This is a genomic window from Clostridioides difficile ATCC 9689 = DSM 1296 (assembly GCF_001077535.1).
In the GTDB taxonomy this organism is placed as follows: Bacteria; Bacillota; Clostridia; order Peptostreptococcales; family Peptostreptococcaceae; genus Clostridioides; species Clostridioides difficile.
In genome coordinates this window covers 472119-492516 of record NZ_CP011968.1, presented here as the reverse complement: position 1 = coordinate 492516, position 20398 = coordinate 472119, and the positions used below count along the sequence as shown (strand labels likewise).

The window sequence follows — 20398 nt, the reverse complement described above, 5'->3', positions numbered from 1 at the left end:
ACAGTTATAATTCTATATAATTATAGTTAAAAGTTATCTTTTATTGCTTTTTTAGACTTTAAGATAGCTTTTTTTCTATTTTTTGTAAAATAATTCCATAATTCACATTAATAATTCACAAAATGATATAATATAACAAATAGATAAATTTTAAATTTCTAAATACATAATTAATATTTTGAGAGGTGATTTTATGCAAATTTATTTTAGAGTTAAGGCTGTTGGCAAACGCAAACCTATGCTAGAACTTACCCCTTTTGATGTATCTGACAACATCAATTGCCTAAAAGAAGCTATCTCTGAAATTGTATCTAAAAATGTTCTTGAATATAATGAGAAAATCCCAGAAAAATCAATAATAAACTTCTTAACTAATGAAGAAATTGAATCTCAAGCTGATATTGGAAAAGTTGGATTTGGCTCTATTTACAATGAGAATAAACAATCTGTAGAAAAGGCAATAGAAGTAGCGTTACAGGCATTTGAAGATGGAATCTACAAAGTGCTTATAAATGAAGATGTTATTGAAAAACTCGATTCCTCTATAAATCTGAAAAGTGGAGATATATTTACTTTTATAAGACTTACCTTGCTTGCTGGAAGAATGTTTTAAAATAAATAATTTGGAGGTACATAAATGTTAGAACGTACTAGAGTAGAAAAAAATCCTAAAATAATTGAAAATTTTAAAAATAATTTTACTAAATCTTCTTCAAAACAGTACTACGACTTAGCAAAGTCTCTTTGGGATTGCATAGAAAATAGTTCATACTATTATAGAGAACCTGAAGACAAATTCTTAAATATGATAAAGAAATACTACAATTGCCACTACTACGAAATTAAAAATATGGACGAGCTCCTTTCTGGACCTTTAAAAAATGCATTAGAATTAATATTTACTTCTGAACAAGTAGAAGAACTTTGCCAATTAATTAAAAGAAAGATGGATTATACATATTCAGGAGGATATTATCGTAAAGGTTATCGCTCAAATAAACTTGTGGATTATTTTAGAGGTATTATAAGGTTTATTTCAAACTATGTTGATTTAATTTATTATGATTTTTCAGTTATAGATTATCTTACTCTTCCAAATAAGGTCTTGTACTATGACTCTATAATGAGTGATAAAATAGCACTAGAAATAGACAAAGGAAATCAAAAAGTAATAAGTGCTTTAGAAGAAGTAATATTTGGAGAAAATCAAACTGCTCTACTTACAAGACAAATGATAATTGGTATCATGAAGAGTCATAGTGATAAATGCTATGAAATGCTTTCTAAACTCCTTTTGGCAGCCAAACAACAAGAAGGACTTAGACAGCAAATTGTAGAGAGTTTAGATGAGGGTACAATTTCTGCATCAATATACATGTTAAAAACTATTTTGGACAACAATTTAGAGCGATTTAGTTCTGTTATAAGAGCCTTGGATACATGGACAGGACTTGGTTTTTCAGACCAAAAACCTGGAATAATACGTAAATGTTTAGAACTTTCATATAAATCATTGACTGATGAAAAGTTCCGTATAGAATCAATTAATAGCAATGATAATCTTGAAATTTATTTTGCCTTGTGGGCTACTGCAACTTACAACATATATGACTCTTACTCTCTTATTGAAAACTTACTTTCTTGTCAGGAAAAATATAAAAAACTTGTAGCTCTTTACTTTTTATCGCATACAGAAAGTACATATTTTAAACATTCTATAGCATCTAAAAACATTAAGGGTGATGATTTAGAGATACTAGCATGGGTAATTACAAATTTCTATGTAGAAGGTTCTGTTGGCTACTACTATAGTTGGCAAAACAGAGAAACTAATTTTGACTTGTCAAACACTCCTATTGACAAAGACTTTGATGCTAGAAAAGAACAATTTGAAAGTTTAAAACATACTTTAGAAATTTTAAATTCAAAGACAAAATCATTTTCAGGAAGTGTATTTCCATGGACTTGGATTGAAATTTCTTCTCATGAAATACTTAAATGTATGATGACTTTAACAGCATACGATATGAATGCTCAATTTATAGATGTGCTTATGGAAAATTGTCATCTTATGAGTTCAGATTTAAGAGCTTCACTTATAGTCAATTTTGTAAATGAACCAAAGACAGATAGACAACGTGAATTTTTATTGGAATGTTTAAGTGATAAGAGTGTTTCCAATAGAGAAACGGTATTGAGTCTACTTAGAAAGCTTGAGCTAACAGATGTAGAATTAGATAAGATAACCAATCTATTGTCTTTAAAGACAAGCTCTATTAGACAAACAGTAATAAAAATTTTACTTGAACAAGATGATTCAAACTTGGAAAATATTGCTTCTTCACTGATAAAATCTTCAAATTCTCAAAAATGCCTTGGAGGTCTTGAAATTGTAAACTTATTAAAAGACAATACTGCTAGACAAGAACTATATAATAAGCTTGTTTTACTTATAGAAGATATTGATAAATCTAAAAAGAATACATCTCAAGTTCAAATACTAATTGATAATTTGTTAGGTAAAGCAAAAAATGATTACTGCAAAGAAAATGGTTTTGGAATATATAACCATGAAAACAAAGTTCAAATTCCAGAACAATTTGATTTTAAAGATGATTCTAATAGCTCATCAAAGCTTAATAAAATTATTTCAAATATAAGTTTATCTACTCGTGAGGATTCTGTTTCTGTAGCAACAAAAAAAGAAGCAAAAAAAATTCTCGATACGGATATAAATAAAATAATAAAAGTTTATGAAAAATTTGATGAGCTTATTACTGAAAATGCAGATTATGAATATGAAGTTGAAAGATGGTCAGGTAATGTAGACAAAGTACTTTTAGGTTATTCTACTTATAACTTGACTCCTATTAAATATAAAGTTTCTAATGATACTCTTGATAATTATCCATTAGCAGAACTTTGGAGAGAAACTAGTAAAAAACTTGACTTAGATTACAAATTAATACTTGATATCTTATTTTATAGTATAAGTACATGTGGATATAATGAAACAGAAAAAAGTTGGTTTTCATCTATATATTCAAATGTCCTTGACTCTAAAAAACAAAATAAAATATATACAAAACTTGAAAAACTTAAATTTAATGGACTTACAAGAAAACTTTTAAGAGTTTTACTAAATGAGTTTGACCATAAAGAAATATTTAACTATTGTTTAGAAATATACTATAAACTTAGAAACTTATTGACTATAGAACAATGTAAAAAACAAAGAGTTGAATTTACTAAAAACTATTACAGACAAAATGAATACTGCCCTGCTTTAAATGCCCCTATTTTAAACTACTGGCTTGATAAAGCACATTCGTTTATTTATGATGATATTTCTTTTACTAAGTTTTTCTACACTACGTTTTCAAATTATCAGTTGCTAGAATATAAGTTTCCTTTCTATACTAGCATAAATGTGTTTGCTCGTGCACATGAATTAGGATTAATGACTGAAGAGCAAGTTAATAGAGAAATGATAAGTGGATACAACGCATCAAATATAATAAGAACATTGACAAATCCTAGATGGGCTGGCGACACATTAGAAAAGTACCCTTGGCTTAAAGATAATTTAAAAACTGTTACAAACCGAATTATAGAAATTGAATCACGTAGAGGTGATATGCCAACAGAAGTGTCTCATCTAGCTAATAATATACAATACTTTGAAGGTATAAATTATTTTGTAAATATTTTGGTCGCTCTTGGTAAAGAAACTTTCCAGAGAGGATATTCATATGGTAGCAATTATTCAAAAAAAGATGTTTTAAGTTCTCTACTTAAAAATTGCTATCCTACTAAAGAAGATGATTCAAAAAAATTAAAAAGTTTACTTAAAAATACCGACATTACTGAGTTAAGATTGATAGAATCTGCTATGTATGCCCCTCAATGGGTAAACATAATTGAAAAATATTTAAACTGGAAGGGTCTGAAAAGTACAATTTGGTACTTCCATGCACATATAAATGAAGGCTTCTCTGCACAAAAAGAATCAGAGGTTGCTCTATTCTCCCCTATTTCACCACGTAGTTTCATTGATGGTGCATTTGATGTAGATTGGTTTTTAGATTCATATAAAACTATTGGGGAAGAAAGATTCAATATACTTTACAAGTCAGCTAAATATATAACTAGTGGTGGTAACTCTCATAGACGTGCACAACTCTATGCTGATGCTACACTTGGTAAGCTTGATAAAGACATGTTGATGAAAGAAATTGAAACAAATAGAAATCAAGATAAATTGAGAAGTTTCTCTTTACTTCCTATGAAAAAAGGAGACCTAAAAGAAGCAACTTTCCGTTATGAATTTATTCAAAAGTTTGCTAAAGAAAGCAAGCAATTTGGTGCACAACGTCGTGAAAGTGAATCAAAAGCTTGTACTATAGCGCTAGAAAATCTAGCTAGAAGTGCTGGATTTGGAGATGTAAATCGTATGATGTGGGCTCTTGAGACTGAAAAACTAAATGAAGTTGCTCATCTATTTAAACCAAAAGATATTGATGGTACTTCAATTTGGATAGATGTTGATGAAAACGGAAAAGCATCTACTAAAGTTCAAAAAGGCAACAAGTCTTTAAAGAGTATACCAAAAGCTATTGCTAAACATCCATATGTACTTGAACTTAAATCTGTCCAAAAAGATTTAAAGAGTCAGTATTCTCGTGCAAAACAGAGTTTAGAACAAGCTATGAAAAATGAAATAGTATTTACAGTTAAAGAAATTGCCAATATCTATAAAAATCCAGTTATCTGCCCTTTGATTAAAAATCTAGTATGGGTATGTGATGATAATATTGGATATGTTTATAATGATAAGTCTAAGTTCTTTATTTGCAATATAGAAGGTGAAACTTATAAGTTGACGGCAAAAAATAAATTAAAACTTGCACATCCAGTTCATTTGTTTGAATCTGGTAAGTGGAGTGAGTTCCAACATGATTTATTTAGTAAGCAAATTGTTCAACCATTTAAGCAAGTATTCCGTGAGTATTATAGAATAAACAGTGATGAATTATCTGAAAAAACTATATCTCGCAGATATGCTGGTCACCAAATTCAGCCAAAGAAAACTGTAGCACTTCTTAGAAATCAGCTTTGGACTGTCGATTATGAAGAGGGATTACAGAAAGTATTTTATAAAGAAAATATAGTGGCAAAGATGTTTGCACTTGCAGATTGGTTTTCACCAGCAGATATAGAGCCTCCTACTATTGAAACAGTAGAATTTTTTGATAGAAAAACTTATAAAAGTTTAGAATTAGCTTCTATACCTCCAATTCTATTCTCAGAAGTTATGCGTGATATAGACCTTGTTGTAAGTGTCGCTCATGCTGGTGGTGTTGACCCTGAAACTAGCCATTCTACTGTAGAGATGCGTATAGCAATTGCTAAAGAACTTTTATTATTATTAAAAATTAACAATGTCAATTTTGAAGGCTCTCATGCTCTTATAGCAGGTAATTTAGGTGAGTATTCTGTGCATATGGGTTCTGGTATTGTACATAAAAAAGGGATGGGTGCTTTGAATATACTTCCTATACATTCTCAAAGTAGAGGTAAGATATTCCTTCCATTCGCTGATGAAGACCCTAAAACTGCTGAGATTATGTCTAAGATACTATTACTTGCTGAAGATAGTAAGATTAAAGACCCTAGTATCTTAAGTAATTTATAAGTATAAAAACTATCTCTAAAATATATTGGACTTTCTTAAAAAAATTAGAAAGTCCAATATATACTATACTGTAATTTATATAGATTAAATCATAATTACAAATAATTTTTATATAAACTTCTCTTATACATTATCTTTACGGTACTTATTATATCACACAAAAAGTATTTTTCTTCTATCTTCACTAGAATCTTTTAACCCTATAAAATCTATATAAAAAATCTTTTTCTAGAGATTTGTTTAATATGGCATTTTCTTGAAAATTTATAAACCTTATCTCTAATGAAGATTTATTTATAGGTATAACCTTATGTATAAATCTTAGATTTACTATGTATTGTCTATGGGTCATAAAGAAATTAGGAGGTAGGCGTTTTTTTAAATCATCAAAGTTCTCATAAAACTTTATTATATCTTCATCTTTAGTGTGTAGATTAATTGCTCTTGAATTTTTCTCAAACATAACTATATCATCAAAATTAATCATATGTATCTGCTTCCTTATTTTATATACAAAAAGGGTGTCTTCTATAAAATTATTATTAGCAATCTTATGGGAGTTAATATGGTCTATTGCTATGTTAATTGAATCAAGTATTTTTTCTTTTTTAAATGGTTTAACTACAAAATCTATAGGATGCACTTTAAAGCTTTCAAGACTATAATCAGCGAAACCCGTCACAAATACTATATGTATATCCTTATCTATAGAAAGAATTTCTTCAGCAGAATCAATCCCATTTTTATATGGCATATCAATGTCAATAATCAATAAATCTATTTTCTCATTTTTTATAAATTCAATTGCCTCTATACCATCCTTAACTTTTTTAACATAATCTACATATCCAGACTCTTTAGCTATATTTGCTATATCATCTCTTACAATCTTATCATCATCACAAATCAAAACTTTTATCATAGACTTTTCTCCTCCTAACTAATAATATTTTGGGATTAAGATTACAAATTCAGTTAAAAAATCATCACTATTTACAAGTATACTATAATCATACTTATCTAATATATTTTTAACTAAATGTAGCCCATATCCCCTATCTTGTCCTTCTTTAGTACTAAATCCATTCCAAAATATACTTTCAACATTATGTATTTTAGGACCATTATTTTTTATAGCTATAATATACTGAAATTCATCTTCATATGCATGTAATCTTATATACTTCTTTTCTTTTTTTATAGTAGACAAAGACTCTATTGCATTATCTATTATGTTTAATAGTACTGAACTCATATCATTAGGTTCAATCTCTAAATTATCCATAAAATCTTGAATGTAGACATCAAAAGATATATCCTTTTCAAGACATTCCTCGTATTTTAATGAAGCTATAGCATCTAAATAAGATACTTTTCCATACCTTGAATTTTTTGATTTAAAGCTATTTGATATATTCATTATATATTCTTTGGCATCTTCATCTAGCCCAGTATTTAATAGAGAATACACTACTTGCAAATGTTTCAAATAGTCATGTTTTTGACTTCTTAATTTGATAATTATATTATCCTTATGATTTATTTTACTATCTAGTTTTTGTAATTTATATTCCTGTTCATTATTATTATTTATCAATCTTATAACTTTAAAGCCTGTATAAAAACTTAAAATAATTAAAACCAAAAAAAGTATAATATTTAATACTCCTTCAAGTAAAAAACTATATCCTAACCTTAATTGTATATATTTAGTGCCCTCCATAAATAAAATCAATGCAAAACACGATATAAAAAATGTTAATATGCCTCTTTTTAATATGTCTAATTCTTTGTAAAATTTATACTTATTCATTATAAGATTGCTAAATATAAACAAAGTTAGTATTACTATAGGAAATACAAAATTGTTATCCATGATTCCCCTCCCCTCTACAATTTATATAGGGATTATATCATTTTAAAAAAATTATGTAAAAAGTTAAAATTTACATATATATTAATTAAACTTGTAAAAATACAGATGAATTTGTACAATTAACTACTTAAAACTTGAAAATACTTACTTTGCTATATATTTTAGATAAATATATAATTGATTTAGTTAAGAAAGGAAGTGGTAAATATGAAAGATAATTTGAAAATAGTACTAAGGTATATAAAAAGTTATAAAGCTAGGTCTTTAGCAATTGTTGTGAGTATAATTCTTGCTACATCACTCGTTGTTGGTATTGGTACCCTCTCAAGAAGTGCTCAGCAAGCAGATGTAGATAGATTGAAAAGAGAGCTTGGAACTGACCATGTATACTTTAAAAATATAAAGAAAAATCAATTAAAGTCCATAAAATCTAGCAAAGATATTAAAAATCTGGGTATAACATCTTACTATGCATCTACAGATGTTAATGAAAAATTACCTATAAACATACTATATGCAAATAAAAATTATTTGACTAGTCATTCTAAACTTATAAAAGGTCGATTTCCAAAAGCTAGCAATGAGGTGGTAGTCGAGAAATGGATTTTAAATAGTATGGGCTTAAAACCAGAGATAAATCAAAACCTTACTTTTAAATTATATCAAAAAGAAAATCCAGAAACTTTTAAAGTTGTTGGAATCCTTGAAGATAGATTTATAGAGAAAAAAAGGGGACAATGTGAAATTTTTTCTAATCTCAATGAATCAGAACTGAATAATTTTACAACTTATATTGAATTTAATGAAGGCAGTGATATAAATACAAACATAGACAATATAATAAAAAATGCTATGTTAGATGAGAAAAGTATAGGAAGAAACTCAATGCTTATAGAATCTACTATGAAAAACGGTACTTTAGATAATTCAAGTAAATACATTGCAATTGCTATGAGTCTATTTGCTGGTATTGTAATATATAGTATCTATGTTATATCAATATACCAAAGAGTACAGGAATATGGCATCTTAAGAGCTATTGGTTCCACCAACTTTAGGATTTTCAAACTTATGCTTTATGAACTTTTCATACTTGCTCTAATAGCAATGCCTATAGGTATATGTATAGGTATGGGAGGTGCACAAATATTTAATAGGTCTGTAGGAAATATTCAATTTGAAGGAAATATAAATGTTACACCTTTTGTTATTCCAGATAAAATAATTCTCTTATCAATTGCATGTACAATACTAATAATGCTAATTATAAGTTTCTTTACATACTTAAAAATAAGAAGAATTTCTCCTATTGATGCTATCAGAAAAACTTTTGGATCTGATAAAAATGTAACCAAAGTTAATTATTTAATATCAAAATTAACTTTAAATATGTCAGTAACAAAATCTATATCTGCGAAAAATATCTTTAGAAATAAAAAGGGGTTCATGATAATTGTATTATCTATGAGTATAGGAGGTATAATCGTCATAAAAGACAATTATAAATATTCTTTTTTAGATGTGCAAAACAAATCCGTACAAGAACAAACATATATGAATGCAGATTTTATTCTATCAAATGTTTATCTCAATGAAACTGGTAACAATACTTCTTTTAAAGATATAAAAGGGTTTAGTGATAGTCAGATAGATAAAATAAAAAATATAGATGGAATTGACAAAGTCAAAACTGCTAGTATCTTAAACACAAGAATAGAGGTAAATAAAATAAATAGATTAGATTACTACGAAGCTATAAATTCAACTCCTTATTATAAGCTAAATCCTCTGTTCATAAAAAATAAGACTACTGGCAAATATACACTAAAGCAAAAGCTAAAAGGTTATAATGATGAGATGATAAAGTCATTAGAAAAATACTTAGTAAGTGGAAATATAAACTTGAAAAAAATGAAAAAAGAAAATTTAGCTATTGTATATGTACCAGAAATTTCTAAAACACAGAAATACACAAAGACTTTTACTCCTGGTGAAGGGACACCAGCTGTAGATATAAAAGTAGGTGATACTATAAAAGTCAAATATCCAAATGGTGGGATGGATACAGGGCTTTATGAAAGTCTAAAAGATAATTATGAATACTTAGAATATGAATTTAAAGTTGGAGCTATTATAAGTTATCCTTTTGCAGATAATGGTATGTACTCTGGAGATGATAGTGTAGATGTAATAACGAGTAGCGAATACCTAAAAAAATTAACTGGTGTAGATAAGTATAACTTAGTTTATGCAGACCTTAATGAAAATGCAAACAAGAAAAAAATAAATAACCTTTTAGGTAAAATTGGAAGTGAAGTTCCTGGAACTACAACAGTAGATATGATGGTGGAAAAAGAAAATTCTGATAAGATGACATCTAGAACTATGATTTATAGTTATGGCATAGTAGCAATAATGTTCATAATCAGTGTACTTAACATAATAAACAACATAAGTTATAACTTAACTTCAAGAACTAGTGAATTTGGAATGTTAAGAGCTATTGGTATCTCTGAGAGAGGATTTAAAAATATGATACTTTATGAAGGAATATTATATGGTGTACTCTCAAGTATAATTACTATCGTGTCAGGACTTATAATACAATTTAAAATGTATTATATGCAGGGCTTTGTATCATATGGATTGGGATTTTCAATAGATTACAAAATATATATACTAGTTGTTGTAGCAAATATAATTGTAGGTATTCTAGCTACATATATTCCATCAAGAAAGATAAATAAAATTAGTATAGTTGAAGCTATAAACATTACAGAATAGGAGGAATAATTATGCCTATATTGGAAACTATTAACTTAGGTAAGATTTATGGAAAAAAGGAAACATCTGTACATGCACTAAAGAATGCAAATTTAAAAATAAATAAAGGTGAATTTGTTGCAATAATTGGGCCAAGTGGAAGTGGGAAAAGTACATTTCTACATTTAGTAGGTGGTCTTGAGAGACCAAGTAATGGTACTATAAAAGTTGCTGGTAAAGATATATGTTGCCTTTCAGATAAAGAACTAGCAAGATATAGAAGACAAAAAGTAGGATTTGTCTTTCAACAGTATAACTTAATTCCTGTATTAAATGTAAAGGAAAATATAGAATTACCACTAAAGTTAGACAATAAAAAAATAGATAAAGAATATATTGAAGACCTTATAAATTTATTGGGGCTTAAGGAAAGGAAAAATCATCTTCCCAACCAATTATCTGGTGGTCAACAGCAAAGAGTTGCTATTGCACGTGCTTTATCTGCAAAACCAAGTATAATCCTAGCAGATGAACCAACAGGAAATTTAGACAGTAAAACTACAGAAGAAGTCATGGATTTACTAAAAAGTTCTATAAAAAAATATAACCAAACCCTTATAATAATAACACATAATGAAAATATTGCTAGAAAAGCAGATAGAATTATATCTATAATAGATGGAGAGCTTAAATTAACACTCTAAAACTATTTATAGAAAAGAGGATTTAAATGTTATTGATTTTAGGTAATTTAAATTTAAACTTGGATTTTGACTACAGAATAATAAGAGAAGAAAATGATGATGTAGATATATTTATAGATATTAATTATCGTAGCTTAGATATAGATACTGATGGTTCTAACTTATTTAATTCTAGAATACAATTTCCATTTGTAAGAGCATTGATTCTAAGGCTAAATAAGAACAATCAATGTATGACAATTCATTTGTTAAGAGATATAGATTTATTCTCTGCTTTTGCCAACTTTGAAGTGGATTATACTGACTCTATAGTAAATATAAAAAATCAAAATGAGAAAGTAATTTTAAATAAATCTATCAAAAAATAGTAAGGGGGCCTTAATAGGCCCCAATTTTTTTCTTTTCTAAACTTATTATATCATGATAAATAAATTAGTCAATAGAATTTTCTGAATATTTTTATAATTTTTTCATAAAGTTTTTTATATATTATGCTTTAAAATTATATGTAATAAAAAAATTTTCCGACTAATTTTAAAGTTAATTGATTAAATACACATATTCAAAATTATCTTTAAATTACTGACCTTTTATCATTTCCATTCAGAATTTAAGTTATAATCTATTATTTATAACTATTTATACATATCTCTAATAAAACTCTATTTATATTCAAATCTAATAATTTATATACAAACCCAATAGAACCTATGTTGCACAATAGATATTATTTACCATAATAAACTTTTAGATATATCTCTTTTAATTCACTCATCAATGGGTATCTAGGATTAGCACCTGTACATTGGTCATCAAAAGCTTGTTCAACCATAGCATCCAATCTTTCTAAGAATTTAGATTCTTCTACTCCAGCCTCTTTTATAGTCTTAGGAAGACCTACTTTTGCCTTTAGTTCATCTATTGCTTTTATAAGATTATCTACTTTTTCTTGGTCTGTACTTCCTTTAATACCTGCAAAAGAAGCAAATTCAGCATATCTTTGTATGCAATCAGGATATCTGTATTGTGAGAATGCACCCATTTTATTTGGAGCTTCTGCACAATTGAACTTGATTACTTCATTTATTAATAATGCATTTGCAACACCGTGTTGAACATGGTGGAATGCACCTAATTTATGTGCTAAAGAGTGACATATTCCTAAGAAGGCATTTGCAAAAGACATTCCTGCCATAGTAGATGCCATTGCCATTTTTTCTCTTGCTTCTTTATCATTCTTTCCATTTTTATATGCACGAGGTAAATATTCAAATATTATTTTACCTGCTTGTAGTGCTAGACCGTCAGCTGGTTCAGTTCTTAACATAGATACATATGCTTCTAATGCATGTGTTAAAGCATCAACACCTGATGCTGCTGTTAATCTTGGTGGCATCTCCATCATCATATCAGCATCAATTATAGCCATGTTTGGCATTAATTCATAATCTGCTAATGGGTATTTTACACCTGAATCTTGGTCAGTTATAACTGCAAATGGAGTTACTTCTGAACCAGTTCCTGCTGAAGTTGGGATAGCAGCAAAATACGCTTTTTCACCCATCTTAGGGAATACATATACTCTTTTTCTTATATCCATAAATCTCATAGCTAAGTCTTGGAAATCTACTTCTGGATGCTCATACATTACCCACATTATCTTACCAGCATCCATTGCACTTCCTCCACCTACAGCTATTATTAAATCTGGTTGGAAATCAGCCATAGCTTTAGCTCCTTCTCTTGCACAAGCTAATGTTGGGTCTGGAGCTACATCAAAGAATGTAGTATGCTTAATTCCCATCTCATCTAATAAATCAGTTAATTTCTTAGTATATCCATTATTATATAGGAAAGAATCTGTTACTATAAATGCTTTCTTTTTATCCATAACATCCTTAAATTCTCTTGCTGCTACACCTAAACATCCTTTTTTGAAATAAACCTTTTCTGGTGCTCTGAACCAAAGCATATTCTCTCTCCTTTCAGCTACTGTCTTGATATTAAGCAAATGTTTTACTCCAACGTTTTCAGATACTGAGTTTCCACCCCAAGAACCACAACCAAGAGTAAGAGACGGTGCCAATTTAAAGTTATATAAATCACCTATACCACCTTGTGATGATGGAGTATTAACTAATACTCTACAAGTCTTCATAGCATTTACAAACTTTTCTACTCTCTCTGGATGATTTATAGAGTCTGCATATAATGAAGATGTATGACCATAGCCTCCATCTGCAACTAATTTTTCTGCTTTAGCAACTGCATCTTCAAAACTTTTAGACTTGTACATTGCAAGTACAGGAGAAAGTTTTTCATGTGCAAAAGGTTCATTTAATTCAACAGATTCTACTTCACCAATTATTATTCTAGCTGTTTTTGGAACTTCTACATCCGCCATTTTGGCTATTACATGTGCTGGTTGTCCAACTATTCTGGCATTTAATGAACCATCAATTATTACTACTTTTCCTACTTTTTCAGTTTCTTCTTTATTTAGGAAATGTGCTCCACGATATTTAAATTCTTTTTTAACTTCTTCATATATTTTTTCTGGTACTATTACAGCTTGCTCGGAAGCACATATCATACCATTATCGAATGATTTTGATACTAAGATTGAACTTACAGCCATTTTTATATCTGCACTCTCATCTATTATTGCAGGTACATTTCCAGGCCCAACTCCGACAGCTGGTTTACCTGAAGAGTATGCAGATTTAACCATTCCAGGTCCACCAGTAGCTAATATAAGGTCTGCCTCTGCCATGACAACATTAGTTAATTCAATCGAAGGAACATCTACCCAACCTATAAGTCCTTTTGGTGCTCCTGCCTTAACTGCTGCATCATGTACAACTCTAGCTGCTTCTATAGTACAGTTTTTAGCTCTTGGATGAGGAGAGAAAATTATACCATTTCTAGTTTTTAGTGCTATTAGGGATTTGAATATTGCAGTTGATGTAGGATTAGTTGTTGGTATAACTGCTGATAAAACACCTACTGGCTCAGCAATTCTTGTAAAACCAAATGCTTCATCTTTTTCTATGACACCACAAGTTTTAGTATCTTTATAAGCATTATAGATATATTCTGAGGCAAAATGGTTTTTTATAACCTTATCTTCAACAATACCCATACCAGTCTCTTCCACTGCCATTTTTGCTAGAGGTATTCTTTGTTGATTAGCTGCAGTTGAAGCAGCTAAGAAAATCTTATCTACCTGTTCTTGCGTAAATGTTGCAAATTCTTTTTGTGCCAATCTAATTTCTTCTAATCTCATTCTTAATGTTTCAACACTGTTGACAATTTCAGGACTACATACTTCAACATTTGATTTTTCTACTACCTTTTCTTTTTTCTCCATACTAAAAACCTCCCTAAAATAATTATGCATCTCTAATTTTTATAAATCTTAAATGCATCATCTATATTTTTAACTTATACTTAAAATAATTTTATAGATTTCATCTCTATATCTTAGATTTTATTTATTTTACTCTCTTAGGTCAAGAAGTTTTTTTCTGAATATTTTGTCAATTTATTTTTTAACAAATATATTATTTTTTTTACTTTTACTAAAATTTTTTATCTAAATGAGATATATTTCATTTGAATAATTTACTTCGACTAAATAAAATACTAAAATGATAATTTATATCTTTCATTTTTTTTACTTATTAAATTTTATATGTTATTTGCATGTTATTTGTATAAGTAGTAAATAAAATTTTTGTCGTATTTTTATAAAATAACACTTATTTTTGACTTGTATGCAATTTTTCTTTTTATAACAACTGTATAGTTTTAAAAAATATATAAACTAAAATTATTCTAATCTCTATAAGTTATTTTTAAGTCAATATGTAATAATTATGCTTTTCATATAGATAAATAATTTTTATATTAAGACCGTTAATTTTTTAATGATAATATATATACAAAATTTTTTACAGTATAAAATATTTATAAATTTTTAGTTTATTGACGTATTAATTAATTTTTTCCCAGGTAGATTTAATCAATTTATTTTGAATAAAAGTAAATTTAATTCGATATTTGATTGGGTAAAAGTATATATAATAATAATTTTTATATTAAATTTGTAGTATTTATGTAAGAAATAAATTTTATATAATATTTTTTCACTAAATTTTTTTCTTTTTACAACAAATACTCACTACCTTTTGATATAATATTTTTATCAATTATTATTATATTCAAGTTTTGAAAGGAGTATTAAAATGAGTTTATTAGTTTTCGGACATAAAAATCCAGATACAGATTCAATATGTTCTGCAATTTCATTAGCACATTTAAAGAACAAACTAGGAATAAAAGCAACAGCTTATGCTTTAGGAGATATCAGAAAAGAAGCTAAATATGCCTTGGATTACTTTAAGGTAGATGCACCTGAAATTTTAGATAATGTTAGAATACAAGTTAGAGATTTAAATTATGATAAAGTAGTACCTTTAACACCAACTTCATCTATATTAGAGGCCTATAACCTTATGGATGAAAAAAATGTTAAAACACTACCTGTAACTTATGATGATGGAACTTTTGCTGGTATCATTACTATGAAAGAAATAGCTAAAAATCTACTTCATCAACACTTTACAACTATACACACATCACTATCAAACATTTGTAAAAACCTTAATGGTACTATTCTTGTGGACTGTGGTGAAGATATAAAAGGTAGAGTAGTCACTTTATCATTTGGAATGGAGACTCTAATAGAGACTTTAAAAGAAGGAGACATAGCTATTGTTGGAGATAGATATGATAGTATTGAATATGCTATTGATACAAAAGTTAAACTTTTAATACTTACTAATCATACAGAGATTTCAAAAGATTTGCTAGCTCTTGCTAAGATAAATGGAGTGTCTGTTGTTTCTGTTGAAAGTGACAATTATAAAACTTCTAATGTAATAAATCAATGTAGTTTCTTAGACTCTATAGAAGCTACAGAAAATTTAATTACATTCAAAGAAGATGATTATATGGATGAAATAAAAGAGATTATGCTAGAAACAAACTTCAGATCTTATCCAATATTAGATGATGATAATAAGTTTTTAGGTTTAGTTTCAAAAGGTCATCTATTAAACCCATCTAAAAAGAATGTTGTTTTAGTTGACCATAACGAATATGCTCAAAGTGCTGATGGAATTGAACAAGCAAACATAGTTGAAATAATTGACCATCATAAACTTGGTGGTATTTCTACTGATGTTCCTATGTCATTTAGAGTTATGCCTGTTGGATGCAATAGTACTATAATTTATCAAATGTACAAAGAAAATAATGTTGAGATACCTTATGAAATAGCCGGGCTTCTTTTATCTGCTATATTATCAGATACATTATTATTTAAGTCTCCAACAACAACTGATATAGATAAGAAAGCTTGTGAAGAATTAAGTAAAATAGCAAAAGTAGACATGGAAAAATACGCTATGGATATGTTTAAATGCGGTACTTCTTTAGATGAATATACTATAGAAGAAATAGTAAATATGGACTTTAAAGAATTTAATATGAGTGGACATAGAGTTGGTATTGGACAAGTATTTACCTTAGACATAGACTCTATATTTGCTAAAAAAGATGAGTTTTTATCTTATATAAATTCGACTGATTATGATAAATTAATTCTTTCAGTTACAGATATAATCAAAGAAGGTTCTTATTTAATCTATAAAGCAGAAGATAGCTTAATTGCTAACGCATTTGGTGTTGAAGGTGTTCAAGGCACATTTGCACCAGGTGTTGTATCAAGAAAAAAACAATTAGTCCCTAATTTAACTACTGCAATCAAAAATTTTAAATAATATAAAATTTTTAAATAACGAAAACTGTCTCAAATCTATATTTGAGACAGTTTTTTATTATATATATATTGATAATAAAGTTAAATAAAAATCCATAAATTTAAAATTTTTATGAATATATTTTATTATTATTGTTATTTTATTCATTCTAAAATAGGTAAAACTCAATATATAAAAATACTTTTGTCATTTAAATAAAGCCTAAATAGTTTTTAAGATTATTTTAGACACGTTTTAAGTCATAACAGTATCAGCTATTCTAAATATCGTCAAAGTAGCCGCAGTTCCTGCTGATTGCCCATTTCGTATCCCTACTGTTGTAGATGAAAAATTATTTATTGTAAAAGTAGTCCCACCAAATAAAAAACCAGCAAAATATCCAGAAAGTACTCCTCCGCCTCCTGGCTCAGTAGTAAGCCCTGCCAAATCTTTTCCTCCTAAAATTGGGAATAGGATAGCGAAAGAATATTGATTTATACTTGATGAACCTGGTTGTAATGCTACTGAAACTGATATATAATACACACCATTTTCTTGTACTGTAAACGTACCATTTGCATCTACTGTTATACTTGAACTATTTCCTATTATTGTTTGCCAACCTGTTATAGCATCTCCATTATTTAGTGTTTGTGGAGATGGTGCATTTACGAGGAAGTTAGCAACTGGCTGAGAGGAATTGCCTGTTGCTCCTGTTGGACCTGTTGGGCCTGTTACTCCTGTCGCTCCTGTTGGTCCTGTTACTCCCGTTGGCCCTATACTTCCTGTCGCTCCTGTATTTCCTGTTGGGCCTGTTGCTCCCGTTAGTCCTATTTCTCCTGTCACTCCTGTATTTCCTGTCGGACCCGTTGCTCCCGTTGGTCCTATTTCTCCTGTTACTCCTGTATTTCCTGTTGGGCCTGTTGCTCCCGTTGGTCCTATTTCTCCTGTTACTCCTGTATTTCCTGTTGGGCCTGTTGCTCCCGTTGGTCCTATTTCTCCTGTCACTCCTGTTGGGCCTGTTGCTCCCGTTGGTCCTATTTCTCCTGTCGCTCCTGTTGGGCCTGTTGCTCCCGTTGGTCCTATACTTCCTGTCACTCCTGTTGAGCCTGTTGCTCCTGTTGGGCCTATTTCTCCTGTTGGGCCTGTTGCTCCCGTTGGTCCTATACTTCCTGTCACTCCTGTTGGGCCTGTTGCTCCCGTTGGTCCTATTTCTCCTGTTGGCCCTATTTCTCCTGTCACTCCTGTCGCTCCTGTTGGACCTGTTGCTCCTGTTGGTCCTATACTTCCTGTCACTCCTGTCGCTCCTGTTGCTCCCGTTGGTCCTATTTCTCCTGTCACTCCTGTTGGGCCTGTTACTCCCGTTGGTCCTATTTCTCCTGTCACTCCTGTTGGGCCTGTTGCTCCCGTTGGTCCTATACTTCCTGTCACTCCCGTATTTCCTGTCACTCCCGTATTTCCTGTCACTCCCGTATTTCCTGTCGGACCTGTTACTCCTGTTGGTCCTATACTTCCTGTCGCTCCTGTACTTCCGGTTGGGCCTGTTACTCCCGTTGGCCCTATACTTCCTGTTGCTCCTGTATTTCCGGTTGGGCCTGTTGGTCCTATGCTTCCTGTCGCTCCTGTACTTCCGGTTGGGCCTGTTACTCCCGTTGGTCCTGTACTTCCTGTCGCTCCTCTTGGTCCCATTGGACCTGTAATTCTAATTGGAAGACACTCACATTTAGGATAACAATTATCTATAATTCTATCTTCAAATGTTACAAGTATATACGGTTTGTTACAACCTCTACTAGATGTAAATTCAAGAATCTGATAAGGGTAATTTAAAGATAAAGCTAACCCATAATTAGGATATTTATTCATTGCCCATGCTTTTATAGTTCCTGTAATATTTAAACAAATATAGTTGGATGTATCACTTATCCCAACTGGTAAATATCCCCTAATATTTTCCATAGACACTCTATCATTCCATGTTATAGTTCGTAAATTATAATATTCACTTATTCTTTTAATTTCAATATCTACTTTTTCTTTAAAAATATGATTCTTATTTGAATCAATATGAATAAATAACTCTGCTTTTAATATACTTTTGTCTTTTAATATATCTGGTATTCTCACTTTAAAAAAAGTAATCAACTTTTCTTTTACAAAACTATTTGAACATTTACTTCCTATTAAGCAATAATCTAAATTACTAAAGTTTTTATCTGGATATTTTTTAGATATAAAAGTATCATCATTTAAATAAAGTATAATATTTCTCATTTATAATCCCTCCATTTTGGGTCTATATCATACTATGTTTAAAATACATGCTTAGTTACAATATAATTAAAATTTATAGTATTAAATTTTTATATAATAATGCTGATTTCTACAAAAAAAGAACATGTCATTAGAAATTTCTAATAGCATGTTCTTTTTCATTATTATATATTACACTTTAAATTATTCCTTGACTGGCTTAGCTGGTGTAAACTAAACCAGTCTTTCTAAAATATTAAGCACTTTTTTCTTATTATGTTTTTTAGGATTTATTGTCTATATTATTGTAAACCAAAGTTATAAAATTGTAAATAGAATATATTACCATAACAATATCTTTTTATAAGTAAAAATTATAAAAAACCTTATTTTTATTAAATAGAATAAATAAAATAAGTTTAAAAAATACTGAAATAAGTGTTTTCCACATATTTTATATATTTATTTAATACATTATTATTTAAAAATAAATATATAAACAATCATAATAAAATTTTTTTAATAAAACTTTATTTTTTAGTTAAAATCATACAATATATAGATTTCCACAATACAAATAAATTAAAAAGTGAAATGTATTTGTCTAAAAACATAATAACATTTCACTTTATCCTCATTTTTAAGTAATATATATTTTTAATTTTTATTTATAACTAAATCTAGTTTTTATATAAATTTTAGTTTTTTTCTACATCTGAGTAATCTATTCCAAAAGTTTCTACAGTAACAGATTTCATAACTTGTGGAGTTTGTGGCTTATCAGCTGAATCTGTTCTAACTGATGCTATTTCATCAACTGTATCCATACCTTCTATCACTCTACCAAAACCTGCATACTGACCATCTAAGTGTGGTGAGTTTTTATGCATTATGAAAAATTGAGAACCAGCTGAATTAGGTGCCATAGTTCTAGCCATTGATATGACTCCTCTTTCATGTTTTAAATTGTTAGTAAATCCATTACCACTAAATTCACCTTTTATTGAGTGACCTGGACCACCCATTCCTGTACCATTTGGGCATCCTCCTTGTATCATAAATCCTGGTATTACCCTATGAAATATTATTCCATTGTAATATCCTTCATTTACTAATGATACAAAGTTTTTAACTGTATTTGGAGCTATATTTGGATATAACTCAATTTTGATTTCTTTTCCATTTTCCATTTCTATAGTTACTATAGGATTTTTATTTTCCATAATTTATTACCTTCCTTTTCATTAGTTAAATTACATAATTACATTTATTATATTATACT

Annotated in this window: 11 protein-coding genes; 6 read left to right on the top strand and 5 right to left on the bottom strand. The window is 28.9% G+C overall.

Annotated elements, in window-relative coordinates:
• The first annotated feature begins 193 nt into the window (after window positions 1–193).
• Together CDIF1296T_RS02805 and CDIF1296T_RS02800 are read left to right on the top strand one after the other, a co-directional pair.
• Window positions 194–613, top strand: a complete 420-nt coding sequence (locus CDIF1296T_RS02805; RefSeq protein WP_003434832.1) for a hypothetical protein — start codon at window positions 194–196, stop codon at window positions 611–613.
• Window positions 614–637: 24 nt separating this feature from the next.
• Entirely contained in the window at window positions 638–5695 is a 5058-nt protein-coding gene (locus tag CDIF1296T_RS02800) for a DUF4132 domain-containing protein (RefSeq protein ID WP_009895410.1), read from the top strand.
• Window positions 5696–5879: 184 nt separating this feature from the next.
• Here the strand turns inward: CDIF1296T_RS02800 and CDIF1296T_RS02795 are convergent, their stop codons facing one another.
• Together CDIF1296T_RS02795 and CDIF1296T_RS02790 are read right to left on the bottom strand one after the other, a co-directional pair.
• Window positions 5880–6617 carry a LytR/AlgR family response regulator transcription factor gene (locus CDIF1296T_RS02795; protein WP_003434827.1) on the bottom strand — a complete coding sequence of 246 codons (738 nt, stop codon included), beginning with the start codon at window positions 6615–6617 and terminating at the stop codon, window positions 5880–5882.
• Window positions 6618–6635: 18 nt separating this feature from the next.
• Window positions 6636–7571: a sensor histidine kinase gene (locus CDIF1296T_RS02790; protein ID WP_003434825.1), complete on the bottom strand. Its 936-nt coding sequence runs from the start codon at window positions 7569–7571 to the stop codon at window positions 6636–6638.
• A 207-nt stretch (window positions 7572–7778) separates the two neighbouring features.
• Here CDIF1296T_RS02790 and CDIF1296T_RS02785 point away from each other — a divergent pair, with 207 nt between their 5' ends.
• Genes CDIF1296T_RS02785 through CDIF1296T_RS02775 form a run of 3 tightly spaced genes read left to right on the top strand, consistent with a single transcriptional unit; the run spans window position 7779 to window position 11406 of the window.
• Complete coding sequence (locus CDIF1296T_RS02785; protein ID WP_009895406.1) at window positions 7779–10355, top strand: ABC transporter permease; 2577 nt, start codon at window positions 7779–7781, stop codon at window positions 10353–10355.
• Between the two features lie 11 nt (window positions 10356–10366).
• Window positions 10367–11038 (top strand): ABC transporter ATP-binding protein, encoded by a 672-nt coding sequence (locus tag CDIF1296T_RS02780; RefSeq protein WP_009895404.1) that lies wholly within the window; start codon window positions 10367–10369, stop codon window positions 11036–11038.
• Window positions 11039–11064: 26 nt separating this feature from the next.
• Window positions 11065–11406 (top strand): hypothetical protein, encoded by a 342-nt coding sequence (locus CDIF1296T_RS02775; RefSeq protein WP_009895403.1) that lies wholly within the window; start codon window positions 11065–11067, stop codon window positions 11404–11406.
• 359 nt (window positions 11407–11765) lie between these two features.
• On the opposite strand, the gene adhE is transcribed toward CDIF1296T_RS02775, so the two are convergent.
• On the bottom strand, window positions 11766–14408 hold the full coding sequence (gene adhE, locus CDIF1296T_RS02770; protein WP_003434815.1) for a bifunctional acetaldehyde-CoA/alcohol dehydrogenase: 2643 nt from the start codon (window positions 14406–14408) through the stop codon (window positions 11766–11768).
• 877 nt (window positions 14409–15285) lie between these two features.
• Between adhE and CDIF1296T_RS02765 the strand changes: the two genes are divergently transcribed.
• Window positions 15286–16884, top strand: coding sequence for a putative manganese-dependent inorganic diphosphatase (locus CDIF1296T_RS02765; RefSeq protein WP_009901787.1), 1599 nt, complete (start codon window positions 15286–15288; stop codon window positions 16882–16884).
• 234 nt (window positions 16885–17118) lie between these two features.
• Here the strand turns inward: CDIF1296T_RS02765 and bclA1 are convergent, their stop codons facing one another.
• Together bclA1 and CDIF1296T_RS02755 are read right to left on the bottom strand one after the other, a co-directional pair.
• Window positions 17119–19137 carry a collagen-like exosporium glycoprotein BclA1 gene (gene bclA1 / locus CDIF1296T_RS02760; RefSeq protein ID WP_074174473.1) on the bottom strand — a complete coding sequence of 673 codons (2019 nt, stop codon included), beginning with the start codon at window positions 19135–19137 and terminating at the stop codon, window positions 17119–17121.
• Between the two features lie 677 nt (window positions 19138–19814).
• Window positions 19815–20339 carry a peptidylprolyl isomerase gene (locus CDIF1296T_RS02755; RefSeq protein WP_003434191.1) on the bottom strand — a complete coding sequence of 175 codons (525 nt, stop codon included), beginning with the start codon at window positions 20337–20339 and terminating at the stop codon, window positions 19815–19817.
• Window positions 20340–20398: the final 59 nt, after the last annotated feature.